The following is a 16,579-nucleotide window of genomic DNA, read 5'->3' on the forward strand; positions in this document are numbered from 1 at the left end:
CCCCCTTTGGGGGGCGCGGGGTTTTTTTTGGATGCTGCCGGCTGAGGCTGAGCATGGATTTGCCCGCCGCGTGATCCCGGAACGGGTGTGGTTTTTTATTTGGCGATGCCTAGGAACACCGCCATGCAACGCTCGACTTCCAGCAGTGTGTCGGCCTCAATATGGCCAAAGACCCGTCCGAGCTTGTCGCGGCGCACCGTCACGGCCTTGTCCACCATGATTTGAGAAGCTTGTCGAAGGCCGTTCTGCGGGCTCGGCGTGACCGTGACGCGAAGCAGCGGGGCGTCGACCGTGCTGCTGGTTACGGGTAGCACGGTTACGCTTTCATGGGCGTTGAAGAGGTCGGACTGAACGATCAAAGCCGGACGGGGCTTGCCGAAGTCCCCCTGGATGGCGACCGGCACAAGATCTCCCCGGTGCATCAAGCCTTCCAGCCATCCAGATCGGATACGGCTTCGTCCAGAAAGCGCTGTGTGTCTGCGTCCTTGGCGTCGGCCGCGGCAGCCGCGATGGACTGCCGCTGGCATTCTTGCGCGAAATCGGGCCGCCGCGTGTCGGGCACCCAGATCTGGACGGGCCGCAGCCCGGCGGCGCGCAGCGCCGCGCGGCGCTTGTTGACGCGGGCGCTTGCATCGGTCGTCGGCATGATGATCTCCCTGTTGCCTGAAAGCATAGGGCCGGATCTGCGCGGCATGCAACACCGGGCTTCAGGGCAGGGCAAATATAGGTCGATTGGCTGCCCGCCTACGCCGCCTGCGCTTCGCGCGCGATCAGTTCGCGCTTGCGGTCTATGCCCCAGCGGTAGCCGGCCAGGGAGCCGTCGGTGCGCACCACGCGATGGCAGGGGATGGCCAGGGCGATGTTGTTGGTCGCGCAGGCGCGGGCCACGGCGCGCACGGCTTGCGGCGAGCCGATGCGCCGGGCGATGTCGGTGTAGGTGGCGGTTTCGCCCACGGGGATCTCGCGCAGCGCCTCCCACACGCGGCGCTGGAAGGCGGTGCCGCGCACGTCCAGCGGCAGGTCCAGCCCGCGCGAGGGGTCTTCGACGAAGCCCACGACGGCCGCCACCCAGCGTTCGAATTCGGCGTCGGCGCCGATCAGGCGCGCGGCCTTGAAGCGGTCCTGCAGGTTGCGCACGAGTTGTTCGGGATCGTCGTGCAGGGCGATTTCGCAGATGCCGGTATCGCTGGCGGCCACCAGCAGGGCGCCGAGCGCGCACTGCGCGACCGCGAAGCGGATGTCCACGCCCGCGCCGTTGTTGCGAAAGGCGGTGGGCGTCATGCCGAGGATGGCGGGCGCGGCTTCGTAGAAGCGGCCGCTGGAATTGAAGCCGGCCTCGTACATGGCGTCCGTGACGCTGGCGCTTTGCTCCAGCTGCCGGCGGGCGCGGCTGGCGCGCAGCGCCGTGGCGTAGGCCTTGGGGGTGACGCCGGTGGCCGCCTTGAATACGCGGTGGAAGTGAAAGCGGCTCATGCCGGCCTGTTCGGCCAGCGTGGCCAGGTCCGGCGGCTGCTCTGATTCCAGCGCGCGGCAGGCGCGCTCGATGGCGGCGGCGTGCTGGGTGCCCAGGGAGGCGGCTTGGTTCGCGGCTTGGTTCATCTGGAACTCCTGACGGATGCGCGGATCGCGCGCTTGAACGTATGTTCCCAAGACCCGCGCCGCGCCGCACTCCGGTTGTTGCGCGGACTGGCGCCTAGGCGTAGACCTCCAGGAAGCGGCGCAGCAGCCCGCCGGCCACGGGCGTGGCGCGCACGTTGGCCGACAGGCCGGGCACGTCCAGGTTTTCGGCCGCATAGCGGCGGCCGAAACGCTCCAGGTGGGCGCGCACGAACTCCGGGCCGAATTCCGGGTGGAACTGGGTGGAGAACACGTTGCGGCCGATCCGGATCATCTGGTGGCCATCCAGGTCCGAGCGCGCCAGCACGGCGGCGCCGGGCGGCGGTTGCAGCACGGTCTGCGCATGCAGCATCTGGGCCGGGAAGGTGGAGGGCAGGCCGGCCAGCAGGCGGTCGCCGGCGGCCGGCGGCAGCAGTTCGACGGTCTGCGTGCCGACCTCGCGGCCGGCCGGGTTGTAGCCCACCTTGCCACCTAGCGCATGGGCCAGCAGCTGGTGGCCGTAGCACACGCCGAACATGGGCAGTCCGGCCGCGGCGGCCGCGCGCAGCCAGGCGGCGGTGTCTTCGCTCCAGGGTTCCTGGTCGGTCACCATCGCGGGCGAGCCGGTGATGAGGGCGGCGCGGTAGCTGGCCGGCGCGCGCGGCTGCCGGCCTTCATGCACGGCCACGATTTCCATCGTGTCGGGGGTCAGGCCGGCGGCCTGCGCGAGCTGGTCGGCATAGCCGCCGAACTGGCTTTTGAGCGTGGCGTCCGGATCGCCGGTGTGCAGGATCAGGACGGGAAGAGAGGAAGGCATTGCGGCGGTCATTGGGCTTTGCGTAAGTGGTGCGGATCACGGGCCCCGCTGGGTCCGCGCCGCCAGCACACATCATAATCCAGCGCAATTGTTCCCGATGCCCGACGCCTCTGCCGTTACGTCTCGGAAATACGTACAATCCCGCGCAGGGACTCCTCCTTGGGGACTCGTTCTTTTGGGCGTACGAAACTATGTGGATATGGCTGGGACTGGCCGCGCTGGCCCTGATCGGAGAATTGGCGACCGGAACGTTCTACTTGCTCCTGGTGGCCCTGGGGCTGGCGGCGGGCGGGGTGGCCGCATGGTTCGGCGCCGCCCTGCAATGGCAAATGGTGGCCTGCGGCGTGGTGCTGCTGGCGGGCCTGCTGGTGCTGCGCAAGACCCGTGTGCTGAAGCAGCGCGGGCTGGACGCGGCGCGCAACGCCGACGTCAATCTGGATATTGGCCAGACGGTGGTGGTTGAGAGCTGGTCCGATAACGGCACGGCGCGCGTCTGGTACCGCGGCGCGCACTGGCAGGCCGAACTGGCCCGCGGCCAGGCGCCCCGGGCCGGCGAACAGATCATCACCGAAATGCGCGGCTCCATCCTGGTGCTGACCCCCAAGCACACCGGCGGGCCGGCCTGAGGCCGGCGCGGCATACGTACTTACAGAGAGAGGCTTTCGAATCATGATCGACACGTCCACCATCGTCCTCGTCGTCATCGTCGCGCTGGCGATACTGATCGTCATCAAGGCGATCGCCATCGTGCCCCAGCAGCACGCCTGGGTGGTCGAGCGCCTGGGCAAGTTCGACCGGGTCCTGTCGCCGGGCGCGGGCTTCGTGATCCCGTTCATCGAGCGCGTGTCGTACAAGCACTCGCTCAAGGAAATCCCGCTGGACGTGCCCAGCCAGATCTGCATCACGCGCGACAATACCCAGCTGCAGGTGGACGGCGTGCTGTACTTCCAGGTGACCGACCCGATGCGGTCGTCCTATGGTTCGTCGAACTATATTTCGGCCATCACGCAGCTGGCGCAGACCACGCTGCGTTCGGTCATCGGCAAGATGGAGCTGGACCGCACGTTCGAGGAGCGCGACGCGATCAACAGCAATATCGTGTCCTCGCTGGACGAGGCCGCGCTGAACTGGGGCGTGAAGGTGCTGCGCTACGAGATCAAGGACCTGACCCCGCCCAACGAGATCCTGCGCGCCATGCAGGCGCAGATCACCGCCGAGCGCGAAAAGCGCGCGCTGATCGCGGCATCCGAGGGCCGCCGCCAGGAACAGATCAACATCGCCACCGGCGAGCGCGAGGCCGCGATCGCCCGCTCCGAGGGCGAGAAGCAGGCGCAGATCAACCAGGCGCAGGGCGAGGCCGCGGCGGTGCTGGCGATCGCCGAGGCCACCGCCAAGGCCATTACCCAGGTGGCCGGGGCGGTGCAGCAGCCCGGCGGCATGGAGGCCGTGAACCTCAAGGTGGCCGAGCGCTACGTGGAGGCGTTCGGCAACGTGGCCAAGGAAGGCAATACGCTGATTCTGCCGTCCAACCTGTCGGACGTGGGCGGCATGATCGCCTCGGCCATGACCATCGTGAAGTCCGCCAACCGCAACGGCTGAGAACCGCGCCTGCCGGCGCCCGGACGATGATCGCTCCCGTCAACCTGCTATTGGTGGCGGCGCTGGCGGGACTGCTGGCGCTGTGCGTGCTCGGCTCGCTGGCGCGCAGCGGCATGGCCGGCATCAAGCAAACCATAGGCAGCAGCCTGCTGACGCTGCTGGCGTTCGGCGCGTTCTCGCTGCAGGCCGTCGGCGGCCCCCTGTTCATATCGGTGATCCTGGCCAACGCGGCCGTGGCCCTGGCGCTTTGCGCCTATTACGCGGGCCTGTGCCGGCTGGTCGGGCAACCGGTGCCCAGGCGCCGCATGGCGCTGGGCGCCGGCGCCACGCTGCTGGTGCTGGCCGCCTACACGTATATCGAGCCGCAGATCGGGGCCCGCATGGTGGCGATGTCGATCCTGATGGCGGGCTTCATGCTGGCCATCGCCGTGACGGTCGGACGCGGCATGCCGTCGAACCGGTCGCGCTACAGCTACCACTTCGTGCGCGTGGTGGCGCTGGCGTCCGCCCTGGTGTGCGCCGCGCGCGCCGTGGTGTACCTGCTGGACATCGCCGAGCCGCAGGCGCTGCTGGTGCCCACCGCCTGGAACATCGTGTTCATGACGCTGGGCGTGCTGACCATGCCTTGCCTGACGCTGGGCACCATCATGATCATCCACGACCGCATGCTGGCCGAGCGCGAGCAGGAGGCCAACACCGATTTCCTGACCGGGCTGATGTCGCGCAAGGCGTGGTGGCTGCAGGCCGAGCGCTATTGCGCGCAGGCGCTGCGCACGCGCCGTCCGCTGTCGCTGCTGTTGCTGGACATCGATCATTTCAAGCGCATCAACGACACGCGCGGCCATGCGGCCGGCGACGCCGTGCTGCGCCATTTCGGCCTGCTGGCCACGGCCACGCTGCGCACGGGCGATCACGTGGGCCGGGTCGGCGGAGAGGAGTTCGCGGTGCTGTTTCCCGACCTGCGCAGCGAGGCGGTGATGGAGGTGGCGGCGCGCCTGCTGGAATCGGTGCGGCGCACGCCGTGCGCGCACGGCGGCAGTTCGATTTCGTATACGTTCAGCGCCGGCGTGGCGGAATGGATGCCGGGCGAAGGCCTGCAGGCGTTCTTCGAGCGCGCCGACGGCAAGCTCTATGCCGCGAAGGCGGCGGGGCGCAACCGCATCGTGGGGCCGGCGGGCGAGGGCGAGCCGGCGCCGCTGCCCGCGGCCGCCTGAATCAGTCGTCCTTGCCGCGGCGCGGGGCGCGGGTGTCGTGCTTCATCATGCGCTCTTTCTCGCGCTGCCAGTCTTTTTCGCGCGCGGTGTCGCGCTTGTCGTAGAGCTTCTTGCCGCGGCCCAGCGCGAAATCGAGCTTGATGCGCCCGTTCTTGTAATGCAGGTTGAGCGGCACCAGCGTGTAGCCGCGCTGCTCGACCTTGCCGATCAGCTTGCTGATTTCCTCGGCCTTGAGCAGCAGCTTGCGCGTGCGCATGGCGTCGGGGTGGATGTGCGTGGAGGCCGTGGGCAGCGGACTGACGTGCATGCCCAAGAGGTAGAGCTCGCCGTCGCGCACGATGACATAGCTTTCCTTGAGCTGCACGCGGCCATCGCGGATCGCCTTGACTTCCCAGCCTTGCAGCACCAGGCCGGCCTCGTAGCGGTCTTCGATGAAATAGTCGTGCGTGGCCTTGCGATTGTCGATAATGCTCATAATGCCTTGGGGGCGCGTTTGGCCGACCGGGGTAGCCCTCGATTAGCCGGGGTGCCGGCGGTGCCGGTAAAATCCCGCCATTCTAGCCATTTGCGATAGCCGATGCACAAAGTACAACGATCCGTCCTGGTACCTTACAGCGCCGCCCAGATGTTCGACCTGGTCGCCGACGTGGAGAAGTACCCCGAGTTCATGCCCTGGTGCGGCGGCGCCGAGGTGCAGACGCGGGACGAGCATGGCATGCAGGCTTCCATCCTGATCAGCTTCGCGGGCATGAAGCAGCGCTTCACCACGCGCAATACCCATGCCTATCCCGACCGCATCGACCTGGAGCTGGTGGACGGTCCGTTCTCCAGCCTGGTGGGGCACTGGGTGTTCCAGCCGCTGGCCGACGACGCCTGCAAGGTACTGTTCACGTTGGAATACGCGTTCTCGAACCGGGCGCTGGAGATGGTGGTGGGGCCGGTGTTCAACCGCATCGCCACCAGCTTCATCGATTCCTTCACCAAGCGCGCGCAGGCCAAGTATGGCGAATGAGCCGGCCGCCGCCTGTCTGAGCGTCAGCGTCAGCGTCTGCTACACCTTGCCGGGCCACGTCTGGATGCGGGAGCTGCGCCTGCCGGCCGGCGCCACCGTGGCCGACGCGCTGGCGGCCAGCGGCTTCGCCGCGGCCTTTCCGGTGGTCCAGCCCTGGGAACGCGGCGTGGGCATCTTCGGCCGCGCCACCGAGCCCCAGGCCCGGCTGGCCGACGGCGACCGCGTCGAGATCTACCGCGGCCTGAGCTTCGATCCCAAGGAATCGCGCCGCCGCCGCGCCGAGCACCGGCGCGCCAAGACCGCCAGGAACGGACGCATCCGCCCGGCCGGCCTGCTGTAGGGAACGGCGGCCGGCGCCCTGAAGCGCAAGTTAGCGTTGCTACGGACTTACGTTTACGTTAACGTCATGTCAAAATCGACATACCGGGGCCGGCGCCGCCAGCAATGCCGGCAGACAATACCGACTACAGGAGACAGGCTGTGGATTTGGAACTGAGCGACGAACAGCGGGCCTTCGCGCAGGCCGCGCGCGATTACGCGGAGGGCGAACTCGCCCCCAACGCGGCGCGCTGGGACGCCGAGGGCATCTTCCCGCGCGAGGCCTTCGCCCGGGCCGGCGAAATGGGTTTTTGCGCGATCTACGCCAGCGAGGACATCGGCGGCCTGGGGCTGCCGCGCCTGGACGCCACGCTCGTGTTCGAGGAAATGGCGGCGGTCGACCCGTCCACCACGGCCTTCCTGACCATACACAACATGGCCACCTGGATGGTGGGCAACTGGGGCCAGCCGGCCCTGCGCGAGGCCTGGGGGCCGCTGCTGGCCAGCGGCCAGAAGCTCGCCTCGTACTGCCTGACCGAACCCGGCGCGGGCTCGGACGCCGCGTCGCTGTCGACCCGCGCCCAGCGCCAGGGGGATGACTACATCGTCAACGGCGCCAAGGCCTTCATTTCCGGCGGCGGCGACACCGACCTGCTGGTGGTGATGGCGCGCACCGGCGGCGAGGGCGCCGGCGGCATCAGCGCCTTCGCCATCCCCGCAGACAGCGAGGGCATCAGCTACGGGCGCAAGGAAGAAAAAATGGGCTGGAACAGCCAGTCCACGCGTCCCATCACGTTCGAGAACGTGCGCGTGCCGGCCGCCAACATGCTGGGCCAGGAGGGCGACGGCTTCAAGATCGCCATGAAGGGCCTGGACGGCGGGCGCATCAACATCGGCACCTGCTCGGTGGGCGCAGCCCAGGGCGCGCTGGACGCCGCCCGCCGCTACATGGACGAGCGCCGCCAGTTCAACCGCCGCCTGGCCGAATTCCAGGCGCTGCAGTTCAAGCTGGCCGACATGGCCACGCACCTGGTGGCGGCCCGCCAGATGGTGCGCCTGGCCGCATGCAAGCTGGACGCGGGCGCGCCCGATGCGGCCACCTACTGCGCCATGGCCAAGCGGTTCGCCACCGACATGGGCTTCCAGATCTGCCTGGACGCGCAGCAGATCCATGGCGGCTACGGATACCTGCGGGACTATCCCTTGGAGCGTCTGGTGCGCGATACTCGCGTTCATCAGATTCTGGAAGGGACCAACGAGATCATGCGCGTGATCGTCGCCCGCCAATTGTTGGAAAAAGGAGCCGACATAAGATGAACGCACCGGTGCTGTTCGAAGAAAAAACCGCTGCCAATGGAACGCGTTTCGGGATCGCGACGCTGAATTCGCCGCAGACCCTCAACGGCCTGTCGCTGGAGATGGTGGATGCGCTGGCCGCGCAGCTCGATGCCTGGGCCAATGATCCGGGCGTGGTCCTGGTGGTGCTGCAGGGCGCCGGCGAAAAGGCCTTCTGCGCCGGCGGCGACCTGCACGGGCTGTACCGCAGCATGCGCGAGAACGCGGGCCGGCCCGGTTCCGACAACGCCTACGTGCGGCGCTTCTTCGAGCACGAGTACCGGCTTGACTACCGCATCCACACGTACCCCAAGCCGGTGCTGTGCTGGGGCCACGGCATCGTCATGGGCGGCGGCATCGGCCTGATGATGGGCGCCAGCCACCGCGTGGTCAGCGAGACCTCGCGGCTGGCGATGCCGGAAGTCACCATCGGCCTGTTCCCGGACGTGGGCGGCAGCTGGCTGCTGAACCGCATGCCGGGGCGCACCGGCCTGTTCCTGGCGCTGACCGGCGCCAACATGAACACGTCCGACGCCTTTTTCGCGGGGCTGGCGGACTTCCGCCTGAACCACGCCGACTGGCCCAGGCTGCTGGAATCGCTGCAGGAACAGCCCTGGGCCGGCGCGGCCGACGACGGCCTGGCGCCGCGCTCCATCAACGACGGCCTGCTGCGCCGCGCGCTGGCCGCGCTGGAGCCGCAGACCCCGCTCGAACCGGGCCCGCTGCGCCAGCATTCGTTCCTGATCAACAGCCTGTGCAGCGGCAACCGGCTCGACGACATCCACGAGGAGCTGGCCGCGCTGAAAGACCACGAGGACCCCTGGCTGGCGCGCGCCGCGGCGACGATGCGGGCGGGCTCGCCGGGCTCGGTGCGCCTGTCGTTCGCGCTGCAGCAGCGCATGCGGGCGCGTTCGCTGGAAGACGTGCTGCGCGCCGAATACATCGCGGCGCTGGCCTGCACCGCGCACGGCGATTTCGCCGAAGGCATACGCGCGCTGCTGATCGACAAGGACAAGAAGCCGCGCTGGAATCCGGCCACGCTGCAGGAGGCCAGCGAGGCCTGGGTCGAGAAGTTCTTCGAAGACCCCTGGCCCGAAGGCGAGCCGCATCCGCTGGCGGACCTGGGACAGCAAGGGCGCTAGTCGCGTCCCGTCCCGGCGCCGGCCGGCCCGCCACGCAGCACACGATGATTTCACACCTATAGCAGCAGCAACAGGAGACAAGACATCATGAGCAGTATCGCGTTTATCGGATTGGGCAATATGGGCGCGCCCATGGCATTGAACCTGGTCAAGGCCGGCCACAGCCTGACGGTCTTCGACCTGGTGCCGGCGGCCGTCAAGGCGCTGACCGACGCCGGCGCCAAGGCCGCCGCTTCCGCCGCCGAGGCGGTGCAGGGCGCCGAGGTGGTGATCTCGATGCTGCCGGCCAGCAAGCACGTCGAAGGGCTGTACCTGGACGGCGACCTGCTGGGCAAGATTTCCTCCAGCGCGCTGGTCATCGAATGCAGCACCATCGCGCCGGACTCGGCGCGCAAGGTGGCCCAGGCCGCCGAGGCGCGCGGCGTGGCGATGATCGACGCGCCGGTGTCCGGCGGCACCGGCGGGGCGGCCGCGGGCACGCTGACCTTCATCGTCGGCGGCCAGGCCGCGGCGCTGGAGCGCGCCCGTCCGATCCTGGAGAAGATGGGCAAGAACATCTTCCACGCCGGTCCGGCGGGCGCCGGCCAGGTGGCCAAGATCTGCAACAACATGCTGTTGGGCATCCTGATGGCCGGCACGTCCGAAGCGCTGGCGCTGGGCGTGGCCAACGGGCTGGACCCGAAGGTGCTGTCGGACATCATCGCCAAGAGCTCGGGCCGCAACTGGGCCACCGAACTCTACAACCCCTGGCCCGGCGTGATGGATCACGCCCCGGCCTCCAAGGGTTATGCCGGCGGCTTCGGCGTGGACCTGATGCTCAAGGACCTGGGCCTGGCGGCCGAGGCGGCGCTGTCGGCGCGCGCTTCGATCCCGCTGGGCGAACTGGCGCGCAACCTGTATTCGCTGCACAGCGCCGGCGGCTCGGGCCGGCTGGACTTCTCCAGCATCGTCAACCTGCTCAAGCGCGAGCCGGACTGACATGGTGCAGCCCCAGGCATCGGACTGCCCGGCCTCGCGGGTCCAGGCCAGCTTCGCCCGGCAGAGCATCATGGCGCTGCTGGGCGCGGACCTGGACGTGGTGGAGCCGGGGCGGGTCGACATCGTCCTGCCGTACCGGGCCGATCTGTGCCAGCAGAACGGCTTCCTGCACGCGGGCATTTCCACCACCATCGCCGACAGCGCCGGCGGCTACGCCGCCTACACGCTGTTCGAACCCGGCGAGGACGTGCTGACCTCGGAGTTCAAGATGAACTTCCTGGCGCCCGCCAAGGGCGATCGCTACGTGGCCAGCGGCCGCGTGGTCAAGCCCGGCAAGCGCCTGTCGATCTGCCAGGTCGAGGTGCATGCCTACGAAGGCGAGCAGGCCACGCTTTGCGTGATAGGCTTGCTTACCGCGGTGCGCGTGACGCCGCGCTGAATCCTGCTTGCGGCGGACCCGTCCACACGAGGGCCGCCGCAAGGTTTGTCGCGCGTAGCATGGGTATCTGGCAATGCCTCCTAGAGAACATCATCGGATTTTCCGCGCCAACTGGCTGCGCGCCGCGGTGCTGGGCGCCAACGACGGCATCGTTTCCACGGCCAGCCTGATCTCCGGCGTCGCGGCCGCGCAGGCCTCGCACGGCGCCATCCTGACTTCCGGGCTGGCCGGCCTGGTGGCCGGGGCGCTGTCCATGGCCGCCGGCGAATACGTGTCGGTGCGGTCCCAGGCCGACACCGAAGCCGCCGACCTGCGGCTGGAGCAGCGCTCGCTCAAGCGCAATTCCAGCGAGGAACTGGCCGAACTGATCGATATCTATGTCTCGCGCGGCCTGACCCGCGACCTGGCGGCTCAGGTGGCCGGCCAGCTGACCAGCCACGACGCGCTCGACGCGCATGCGCGCGACGAACTGGGCATCTCCGTGCACAACCGCGCGCGGCCGGTGCAGGCCGCGGTGGCTTCGGCCGTGTCGTTCGCCGGCGGCGCGGCGCTGCCGCTGGTGGTGGCGGCGGTGGCGCCCCTGCCGCAGCTGGTGGGCTGGGTCATAGGCGCGTCGGTGGCCTGTCTGGCCGGATTGGGGGCGCTGGCCGCCGGCGCCGGGGGCGCGCCCAAGGGACCGGCCGCGCTGCGGGTGACGATCCTGGGCGCCCTGGCGATGGCGGCGACCGCGGGGGTCGGCGCGCTGTTCGGCGTGGCGGTCTAGGGCGTGATGGAATAAGGCAGGTCGGCGGGCGCGATGCGCGGGCCGTCGGCCGCGCCCAGGCGCAGGTCGCCTTGCGGCAGCGCCGCCAGCGTGGTTTCGAACAGCACCGAGACCACGCCCTGCGCGCTGGCGGCATCGACGATGCGGCCGGTGGGCTCGCCGGGCTGGCTGGCGTCGTAGACGTCCTGGCCGGCCAGCGACGCGCCCTCGGCGCCGGCGACGGTGCCGTACGCCATGCGCCGCTTGACCGTGCCGCGGTAATGGCTGCGCGCCACCACTTCCTGGCCGGGATAACAGCCCTTGGTGAAGCTGACGCCTTCGATCAGGTCCAGGTTGACCGTCTGCGGAATGAAAACGTCCTGCGTGGCGGCGGTGATCCACGGGATGCCCGCGGCCAGGTCGGCGGCATGCCATTGCGCGGCCGGCGCCAGTCCGAGGACCTCGGCCAGCGCGCCCGACTGCTGCAGCTGCTCGTCAGAGGCGATCCACCACCAGCGCAGCCGCGCGTCGGCCGAGGGCGCGGCGATCCAGGTGCCGGAGGGGAGTTCCGCGCGCTGCCACGGCGTGCGCGGCAGCGCGCCGGCGGCGGCTTCCAGCGCGGCGGCCTGTTCGGCCGTGGCCAGCACGCCGGCCACGGACAGCGGCGCGGGCGCCAGCTTGACCTTGGCGCGCAGCACGAACANGCGTAGCATGGGTATCTGGCAATGCCTCCTAGAGAACATCATCGGATTTTCCGCGCCAACTGGCTGCGCGCCGCGGTGCTGGGCGCCAACGACGGCATCGTTTCCACGGCCAGCCTGATCTCCGGCGTCGCGGCCGCGCAGGCCTCGCACGGCGCCATCCTGACTTCCGGGCTGGCCGGCCTGGTGGCCGGGGCGCTGTCCATGGCCGCCGGCGAATACGTGTCGGTGCGGTCCCAGGCCGACACCGAAGCCGCCGACCTGCGGCTGGAGCAGCGCTCGCTCAAGCGCAATTCCAGCGAGGAACTGGCCGAACTGATCGATATCTATGTCTCGCGCGGCCTGACCCGCGACCTGGCGGCTCAGGTGGCCGGCCAGCTGACCAGCCACGACGCGCTCGACGCGCATGCGCGCGACGAACTGGGCATCTCCGTGCACAACCGCGCGCGGCCGGTGCAGGCCGCGGTGGCTTCGGCCGTGTCGTTCGCCGGCGGCGCGGCGCTGCCGCTGGTGGTGGCGGCGGTGGCGCCCCTGCCGCAGCTGGTGGGCTGGGTCATAGGCGCGTCGGTGGCCTGTCTGGCCGGATTGGGGGCGCTGGCCGCCGGCGCCGGGGGCGCGCCCAAGGGACCGGCCGCGCTGCGGGTGACGATCCTGGGCGCCCTGGCGATGGCGGCGACCGCGGGGGTCGGCGCGCTGTTCGGCGTGGCGGTCTAGGGCGTGATGGAATAAGGCAGGTCGGCGGGCGCGATGCGCGGGCCGTCGGCCGCGCCCAGGCGCAGGTCGCCTTGCGGCAGCGCCGCCAGCGTGGTTTCGAACAGCACCGAGACCACGCCCTGCGCGCTGGCGGCATCGACGATGCGGCCGGTGGGCTCGCCGGGCTGGCTGGCGTCGTAGACGTCCTGGCCGGCCAGCGACGCGCCCTCGGCGCCGGCGACGGTGCCGTACGCCATGCGCCGCTTGACCGTGCCGCGGTAATGGCTGCGCGCCACCACTTCCTGGCCGGGATAACAGCCCTTGGTGAAGCTGACGCCTTCGATCAGGTCCAGGTTGACCGTCTGCGGAATGAAAACGTCCTGCGTGGCGGCGGTGATCCACGGGATGCCCGCGGCCAGGTCGGCGGCATGCCATTGCGCGGCCGGCGCCAGTCCGAGGACCTCGGCCAGCGCGCCCGACTGCTGCAGCTGCTCGTCAGAGGCGATCCACCACCAGCGCAGCCGCGCGTCGGCCGAGGGCGCGGCGATCCAGGTGCCGGAGGGGAGTTCCGCGCGCTGCCACGGCGTGCGCGGCAGCGCGCCGGCGGCGGCTTCCAGCGCGGCGGCCTGTTCGGCCGTGGCCAGCACGCCGGCCACGGACAGCGGCGCGGGCGCCAGCTTGACCTTGGCGCGCAGCACGAACATCGACAGGCGCTTGAGGAGGGCCTGGGCCAGGTCCTGGCGCACCAGGCCGTAGAGCCGGGGGGCGTCGTCGGTTTGCGCGGCGGGCGCCAGCCACATCACCAGCGTGGCCAGCAACCGGCCCTTGGCCGTGCAGTAGCCGGCCAGGCGGGCGGCGTCGGCGGGCAGGCCGGTGACGTCCTGGGTCAGCTGGCCGTGCAGGAAGGTGAGGGCGTCGGCGCCGGAGGCGGCGAAGACCTGGAAATCATCGAGCGGCGCGCATTGCGCGCAACCTTCGGCGCGCGCGGGAATCGAAGAATAGAAAGCATGCATGGCGGCGGCGTTATCGCATCATCAAAGTGCAGATGATAGCCGCCTTCCCCTCGGGGCAGGGCCATGCCCGCGCCGCGCGCAGGGACGGACGGCGCGCTCCGGCCCCGCTTTTGGCGCGACAGGGCCGCGCGATCAATTAAACTTCCGGGACTTATGAAGAAGCGACTCTTTTTTTACGTCTTGTGGTTCTTCCTGCTGGTCGTGCTGGCCGCCGCGGGCGCGGTCGGCTCGGCCTGGTACTGGATGCACCGCCCCATCCCGCTGGCGGCCGACAAGATCGATTTCGTGGTGGACCCGGGCAGCAGCCCGCGCACCGTCGCGCGCACGCTGAACCAGGCCGGCGTGCCGGTATGGGAGCCGGGTTTCGTCTGGATGGCGCGGCTGTCCGAACTGGACAAGCAGATGAAGGCCGGCGGCTACCAGGCCCATAATGGCGACTCGCCGTGGCGCCTGCTGCAGCGCCTGGCCCGCGGCGACATGACGCAGCGCCAGATCACTTTCGTGGAAGGCTGGACCTATCGCCAGATCCGCCAGGCGCTGCGCGCCAATCCCGACGTCAAGCAGACGCTGGACGGCGTCTCCGACGAGGCGCTGATGGAGCGCCTGGGCTCTTCCATCAAGCATCCGGAAGGGCTGTTCTTCCCCGACACCTACATCTTCACGCCGGGCAGCACCGACTTCGACCTGCTGCGCCGCGCGTACGAGGAAGGCCAGCGCATCCTGCAGGACACCTGGGCCCAGCGCCAGCCCGACCTGCCGGTCAAGACCGCCTACGAGGCGCTGGTGCTGGCCTCCATCGTCGAAAAGGAAACCGGCCACGGTCCAGACCGCCGCCGCGTGGCCGGCGTGTTCACCAACCGCCTGAAGGTCGGAATGCTGCTGCAGACCGATCCCACCGTGATCTACGGCATGGGCGAGGCCTACCAGGGCCGCATCCGCAAGCGCGACCTGCAGACCGACACGCCGTGGAACACCTATACGCGCCCGGGCCTGCCGCCCACGCCCATCGCGGCGGCCGGCCGGGCGGCGCTGCTGGCCGCGGTGCAGCCCGAGCAGCACAAATTCCTGTACTTCGTGTCGCGCGGCAACGGGACCAGCGAATTCTCGGCCAGCCTGTCCGAGCACAACCGCAACGTCTCGCGCTACGTCCTGGGCCAGGGCCGCAATGCCGCGCCCGGCCCCGAACCGGCCGCGCCGGCCGCGCAGCAAGCCGCACAACCCCCCGCACCAGAACCCGAACAAGGACCAGACCAATGACCTCGCGTGGACGCTTCATTACGCTAGAGGGCGTCGACGGCGCGGGCAAGAGCACGCATACCGTCTGGATCGCCGACTTCCTGCGCGCGCAGGGCCTGGAGGTGGTGTCCACGCGCGAACCGGGCGGCACGCCGCTGGGCGAGAAGCTGCGCGCCTTGCTGCTGGCCGATCCCATGGGGCTGGACACCGAGACCCTGCTGATGTTCGCGGCCCGCTGCGAGCACCTGCGCCAGGTGATCGAGCCGGCGCTGGCGCGCGGGGCCTGGGTCGTGTGCGACCGCTACACCGACGCCAGCTACGCCTACCAGGGCGGCGGGCGCGGCCTGGGCGCCGGGCGCGTGGCCGCGCTGGAAGACTGGATGCAGGCGGGCCGGCCCGACCGCACCTGGCTGTTCGACGTGCCGCTGGAAGTGGCGCGGGCGCGGCTGGCCGACTCGCGCGAGCCGGACCGTTTCGAGCGCGAGGGCGCGGCCTTTTTCGAACGCACCCGCGCGGCCTACCATGCGCGCGCGGCCGCCGAACCGGACCGCATCCGCATCGTCGATTCGACGCGCCCGATCGCCGAGGTGCGCGCCCGGCTCGAGGCCGGGCTGCGCGAACTGCTGGAGCAGGCGGCATGAACGCCGCCCGCAACGCTCAGGACGCGGCCGCGCAGGGCGGCGACGGCGCGGTCTCCAACGCGCCGCAGTTCCTGCCGTGGCAGGTGGACACGGCGCGCGCCTGGCTGGGCAACCGCGACCGTTTCGCCCATGCCTGGCTGGTGCATGGCCTGGCCGGCATCGGCAAGCTGGACTTCGCGGTGGCCGCGGCCGCCAGCCTGCTGTGCGAGGCGCCCGAGCACGGCCTGGCCTGCGGACGCTGCGCTGCGTGCGCCTGGTTCGCCAGCGGCAACCATCCCGACCTGCGCCGCATCCGGCCCGAGGCCATCGCGCTGGAAGAGGGGGCCGACGCCGCCGAGCCCGCCGAAGACGCGGAGCCGGCCGCCGGCGCCAGCAAGCGCGCGCCGTCCAAGGAAATCCGCATCGACCAGATCCGCTCGCTGGAGTCCTGGTTCAACACCGCCACGCACCGCGGCGGCTGGCGCGTGGCGCTGCTGTATCCGGCCCACGCGCTCAACGTGGTGTCGTCCAACGCCTTGCTCAAGGTGCTGGAAGAGCCGCCGCCGCACACGGTTTTCCTGCTGGTGGCCGACGCGCCGGACCGCCTGCTGCCCACGCTGGTGTCGCGCTGCCGGCGCCTGCCGCTGCCGGCGCCCGATCCGGACACGGCCCTGCAATGGCTGCGCGGGCAGAACGTCGAGCCGGCGCGCGAATGGCTGGCGGCCGCCGGCGGCGCCCCGCTGGCCGCGCTGCGCCTGGCGCAGTCGGGCGCCACCGCCTGCCCGGCCTGGCTGGGGCAGCTGGTCGCGCCGCTGGCCAGCGGCCAGGCGCCCGACGTGGGCACCCTGGCCGAGTCCCTGGAGAAGGTGGCGGCCAGCGAATGGATCGACGCCTTGCAGCGCCTGTACACCGACCTGATGCTGGTCGGCGCGGGCGCGCCCGCCCGGTATTTCCCGTCGCTGGCCGAAGGCGTCGCGCAGGTCGCAAAACGCATGAACCCGGTCAAGGTGGCCGAGGGCGCGCGCTGGCTCACGCGTCAGCGCGCCCTGGCCACCCATCCCTTGAACGCCAAGCTGTTCGCCCACGCCGCCCTGCAGCGCGTGGTGCTATCCTGCCAGGCGTAA

At 70.1% G+C, this 16,579-nt stretch carries 20 protein-coding genes and 1 pseudogene; 14 read left to right on the plus strand and 7 right to left on the minus strand.

Translation table 11 applies throughout. From position 1 onward, the window contains the following. Positions 1–95: 95 nt before the first annotated feature. The 4 genes from C1I89_RS01055 to C1I89_RS01070 all read right to left on the minus strand — a co-directional run bounded on the left by C1I89_RS01055 (position 96) and on the right by C1I89_RS01070 (position 2,425). Positions 96–422 (minus strand): type II toxin-antitoxin system PemK/MazF family toxin, encoded by a 327-nt coding sequence (locus C1I89_RS01055; protein ID WP_102770963.1) that lies wholly within the window; start codon positions 420–422, stop codon positions 96–98. After that, the gene (locus C1I89_RS01060; RefSeq protein ID WP_071189371.1) at positions 422–646 is read right to left on the minus strand and encodes an antitoxin MazE family protein; all 225 of its coding nucleotides are present in this window, start codon (positions 644–646) and stop codon (positions 422–424) included. The genes C1I89_RS01055 and C1I89_RS01060 overlap by 1 nt, the downstream gene beginning before the upstream one ends. Before the next feature lie 98 nt (positions 647–744). Beyond that, positions 745–1,599: a bifunctional transcriptional activator/DNA repair enzyme AdaA gene (locus C1I89_RS01065; protein ID WP_102770964.1), complete on the minus strand. Its 855-nt coding sequence runs from the start codon at positions 1,597–1,599 to the stop codon at positions 745–747. A 94-nt stretch (positions 1,600–1,693) separates the two neighbouring features. After that, complete coding sequence (locus tag C1I89_RS01070; protein WP_102770965.1) at positions 1,694–2,425, minus strand: glutamine amidotransferase; 732 nt, start codon at positions 2,423–2,425, stop codon at positions 1,694–1,696. A 179-nt stretch (positions 2,426–2,604) separates the two neighbouring features. On the opposite strand from C1I89_RS01070, the gene C1I89_RS01075 reads away from it, so the two are divergent. Genes C1I89_RS01075 through C1I89_RS01085 form a run of 3 tightly spaced genes read left to right on the plus strand, consistent with a single transcriptional unit; the run spans position 2,605 to position 5,226 of the window. Then, positions 2,605–3,039 (plus strand): NfeD family protein, encoded by a 435-nt coding sequence (locus C1I89_RS01075; RefSeq protein WP_102770966.1) that lies wholly within the window; start codon positions 2,605–2,607, stop codon positions 3,037–3,039. Positions 3,040–3,082: 43 nt separating this feature from the next. After that, complete coding sequence (locus C1I89_RS01080) at positions 3,083–4,012, plus strand: SPFH domain-containing protein (protein ID WP_102770967.1); 930 nt, start codon at positions 3,083–3,085, stop codon at positions 4,010–4,012. Positions 4,013–4,038: 26 nt separating this feature from the next. Then, positions 4,039–5,226, plus strand: a complete 1,188-nt coding sequence (locus C1I89_RS01085) for a GGDEF domain-containing protein (RefSeq protein WP_102770968.1) — start codon at positions 4,039–4,041, stop codon at positions 5,224–5,226. A 1-nt stretch (position 5,227) separates the two neighbouring features. On the opposite strand, the gene smpB is transcribed toward C1I89_RS01085, so the two are convergent. Beyond that, a complete protein-coding gene (gene smpB / locus C1I89_RS01090; protein WP_102770969.1) occupies positions 5,228–5,701 on the minus strand; it encodes an SsrA-binding protein SmpB in 474 nt (157 codons plus the stop codon). Positions 5,702–5,803: 102 nt separating this feature from the next. Here smpB and C1I89_RS01095 point away from each other — a divergent pair, with 102 nt between their 5' ends. The 7 genes from C1I89_RS01095 to C1I89_RS01125 all read left to right on the plus strand — a co-directional run bounded on the left by C1I89_RS01095 (position 5,804) and on the right by C1I89_RS01125 (position 11,213). Next, a complete protein-coding gene (locus tag C1I89_RS01095) occupies positions 5,804–6,238 on the plus strand; it encodes a type II toxin-antitoxin system RatA family toxin (RefSeq protein ID WP_102770970.1) in 435 nt (144 codons plus the stop codon). Further along, positions 6,228–6,578, plus strand: coding sequence for an RnfH family protein (locus tag C1I89_RS01100; RefSeq protein ID WP_102770971.1), 351 nt, complete (start codon positions 6,228–6,230; stop codon positions 6,576–6,578). The genes C1I89_RS01095 and C1I89_RS01100 overlap by 11 nt, the downstream gene beginning before the upstream one ends. 140 nt (positions 6,579–6,718) lie before the next feature. After that, complete coding sequence (locus C1I89_RS01105) at positions 6,719–7,873, plus strand: acyl-CoA dehydrogenase family protein (protein ID WP_102770972.1); 1,155 nt, start codon at positions 6,719–6,721, stop codon at positions 7,871–7,873. Next, positions 7,870–9,033, plus strand: coding sequence for an enoyl-CoA hydratase/isomerase family protein (locus tag C1I89_RS01110; RefSeq protein ID WP_102770973.1), 1,164 nt, complete (start codon positions 7,870–7,872; stop codon positions 9,031–9,033). The genes C1I89_RS01105 and C1I89_RS01110 overlap by 4 nt, the downstream gene beginning before the upstream one ends. 87 nt (positions 9,034–9,120) lie before the next feature. After that, positions 9,121–10,011 (plus strand): 3-hydroxyisobutyrate dehydrogenase, encoded by an 891-nt coding sequence (mmsB, locus tag C1I89_RS01115; protein WP_102770974.1) that lies wholly within the window; start codon positions 9,121–9,123, stop codon positions 10,009–10,011. A gap of 1 nt (position 10,012) precedes the next feature. Beyond that, positions 10,013–10,450, plus strand: a complete 438-nt coding sequence (locus C1I89_RS01120; RefSeq protein WP_102770975.1) for a PaaI family thioesterase — start codon at positions 10,013–10,015, stop codon at positions 10,448–10,450. 73 nt (positions 10,451–10,523) lie between these two features. Further along, on the plus strand, positions 10,524–11,213 hold the full coding sequence (locus C1I89_RS01125; protein WP_102770976.1) for a VIT1/CCC1 transporter family protein: 690 nt from the start codon (positions 10,524–10,526) through the stop codon (positions 11,211–11,213). Here C1I89_RS01125 and ygfZ (C1I89_RS01130) read toward each other — a convergent pair. Beyond that, positions 11,210–11,902, minus strand: a pseudogene (gene ygfZ / locus C1I89_RS01130) (CAF17-like 4Fe-4S cluster assembly/insertion protein YgfZ); the annotation flags it as partial. The gene C1I89_RS01125 and the pseudogene ygfZ (C1I89_RS01130) sit on opposite strands and share 4 nt — an antisense overlap. 15 nt (positions 11,903–11,917) lie before the next feature. Here ygfZ (C1I89_RS01130) and C1I89_RS01135 point away from each other — a divergent pair. Next, positions 11,918–12,607, plus strand: coding sequence for a VIT1/CCC1 transporter family protein (locus tag C1I89_RS01135; RefSeq protein ID WP_102770976.1), 690 nt, complete (start codon positions 11,918–11,920; stop codon positions 12,605–12,607). Here the strand turns inward: C1I89_RS01135 and ygfZ (C1I89_RS01140) are convergent. Continuing rightward, the gene (ygfZ, locus tag C1I89_RS01140; RefSeq protein WP_102770977.1) at positions 12,604–13,599 is read right to left on the minus strand and encodes a CAF17-like 4Fe-4S cluster assembly/insertion protein YgfZ; all 996 of its coding nucleotides are present in this window, start codon (positions 13,597–13,599) and stop codon (positions 12,604–12,606) included. The two genes, C1I89_RS01135 and ygfZ (C1I89_RS01140), sit on opposite strands and share 4 nt — an antisense overlap. Before the next feature lie 153 nt (positions 13,600–13,752). On the opposite strand from ygfZ (C1I89_RS01140), the gene mltG reads away from it, so the two are divergent. From mltG to holB, 3 genes are read left to right on the plus strand one after another with little or no spacing between them, the layout of a single operon-like run. Further along, positions 13,753–14,856, plus strand: a complete 1,104-nt coding sequence (gene mltG, locus C1I89_RS01145) for an endolytic transglycosylase MltG (RefSeq protein ID WP_102770978.1) — start codon at positions 13,753–13,755, stop codon at positions 14,854–14,856. Beyond that, a complete protein-coding gene (tmk, locus tag C1I89_RS01150) occupies positions 14,853–15,476 on the plus strand; it encodes a dTMP kinase (protein ID WP_102770979.1) in 624 nt (207 codons plus the stop codon). The genes mltG and tmk overlap by 4 nt, the downstream gene beginning before the upstream one ends. Next, positions 15,473–16,579: a DNA polymerase III subunit delta' gene (gene holB, locus C1I89_RS01155; RefSeq protein ID WP_258231299.1), complete on the plus strand. Its 1,107-nt coding sequence runs from the start codon at positions 15,473–15,475 to the stop codon at positions 16,577–16,579. The genes tmk and holB overlap by 4 nt, the downstream gene beginning before the upstream one ends.

This window comes from Achromobacter pulmonis, from assembly GCF_002885955.2.
Lineage (GTDB): Bacteria > Pseudomonadota > Gammaproteobacteria > Burkholderiales > Burkholderiaceae_B > Achromobacter > Achromobacter pulmonis_A.

Bases quoted from the DNA above. Each gene is read 5' to 3' on its own strand.
- C1I89_RS01080 (WP_102770967.1), top strand. From the start codon at position 3,083: ATGATCGACACGTCCACCATCGTCCTCGTCGTCATCGTCGCGCTGGCG.
- C1I89_RS01065 (WP_102770964.1), bottom strand. From the start codon at position 1,599: ATGAACCAAGCCGCGAACCAAGCCGCCTCCCTGGGCACCCAGCACGCC.
- ygfZ (WP_102770977.1), bottom strand. From the start codon at position 13,599: ATGCATGCTTTCTATTCTTCGATTCCCGCGCGCGCCGAAGGTTGCGCG.
- C1I89_RS01125 (WP_102770976.1), top strand. From the start codon at position 10,524: ATGCCTCCTAGAGAACATCATCGGATTTTCCGCGCCAACTGGCTGCGC.
- C1I89_RS01110 (WP_102770973.1), top strand. From the start codon at position 7,870: ATGAACGCACCGGTGCTGTTCGAAGAAAAAACCGCTGCCAATGGAACG.
- smpB (WP_102770969.1), bottom strand. From the start codon at position 5,701: ATGAGCATTATCGACAATCGCAAGGCCACGCACGACTATTTCATCGAA.
- C1I89_RS01055 (WP_102770963.1), bottom strand. From the start codon at position 422: ATGCACCGGGGAGATCTTGTGCCGGTCGCCATCCAGGGGGACTTCGGC.
- C1I89_RS01120 (WP_102770975.1), top strand. From the start codon at position 10,013: ATGGTGCAGCCCCAGGCATCGGACTGCCCGGCCTCGCGGGTCCAGGCC.
- C1I89_RS01070 (WP_102770965.1), bottom strand. From the start codon at position 2,425: ATGACCGCCGCAATGCCTTCCTCTCTTCCCGTCCTGATCCTGCACACC.
- holB (WP_258231299.1), top strand. From the start codon at position 15,473: ATGAACGCCGCCCGCAACGCTCAGGACGCGGCCGCGCAGGGCGGCGAC.
- C1I89_RS01075 (WP_102770966.1), top strand. From the start codon at position 2,605: ATGTGGATATGGCTGGGACTGGCCGCGCTGGCCCTGATCGGAGAATTG.
- C1I89_RS01060 (WP_071189371.1), bottom strand. From the start codon at position 646: ATGCCGACGACCGATGCAAGCGCCCGCGTCAACAAGCGCCGCGCGGCG.
- mltG (WP_102770978.1), top strand. From the start codon at position 13,753: ATGAAGAAGCGACTCTTTTTTTACGTCTTGTGGTTCTTCCTGCTGGTC.
- C1I89_RS01135 (WP_102770976.1), top strand. From the start codon at position 11,918: ATGCCTCCTAGAGAACATCATCGGATTTTCCGCGCCAACTGGCTGCGC.
- mmsB (WP_102770974.1), top strand. From the start codon at position 9,121: ATGAGCAGTATCGCGTTTATCGGATTGGGCAATATGGGCGCGCCCATG.
- tmk (WP_102770979.1), top strand. From the start codon at position 14,853: ATGACCTCGCGTGGACGCTTCATTACGCTAGAGGGCGTCGACGGCGCG.
- C1I89_RS01095 (WP_102770970.1), top strand. From the start codon at position 5,804: ATGCACAAAGTACAACGATCCGTCCTGGTACCTTACAGCGCCGCCCAG.
- C1I89_RS01085 (WP_102770968.1), top strand. From the start codon at position 4,039: ATGATCGCTCCCGTCAACCTGCTATTGGTGGCGGCGCTGGCGGGACTG.
- C1I89_RS01100 (WP_102770971.1), top strand. From the start codon at position 6,228: ATGGCGAATGAGCCGGCCGCCGCCTGTCTGAGCGTCAGCGTCAGCGTC.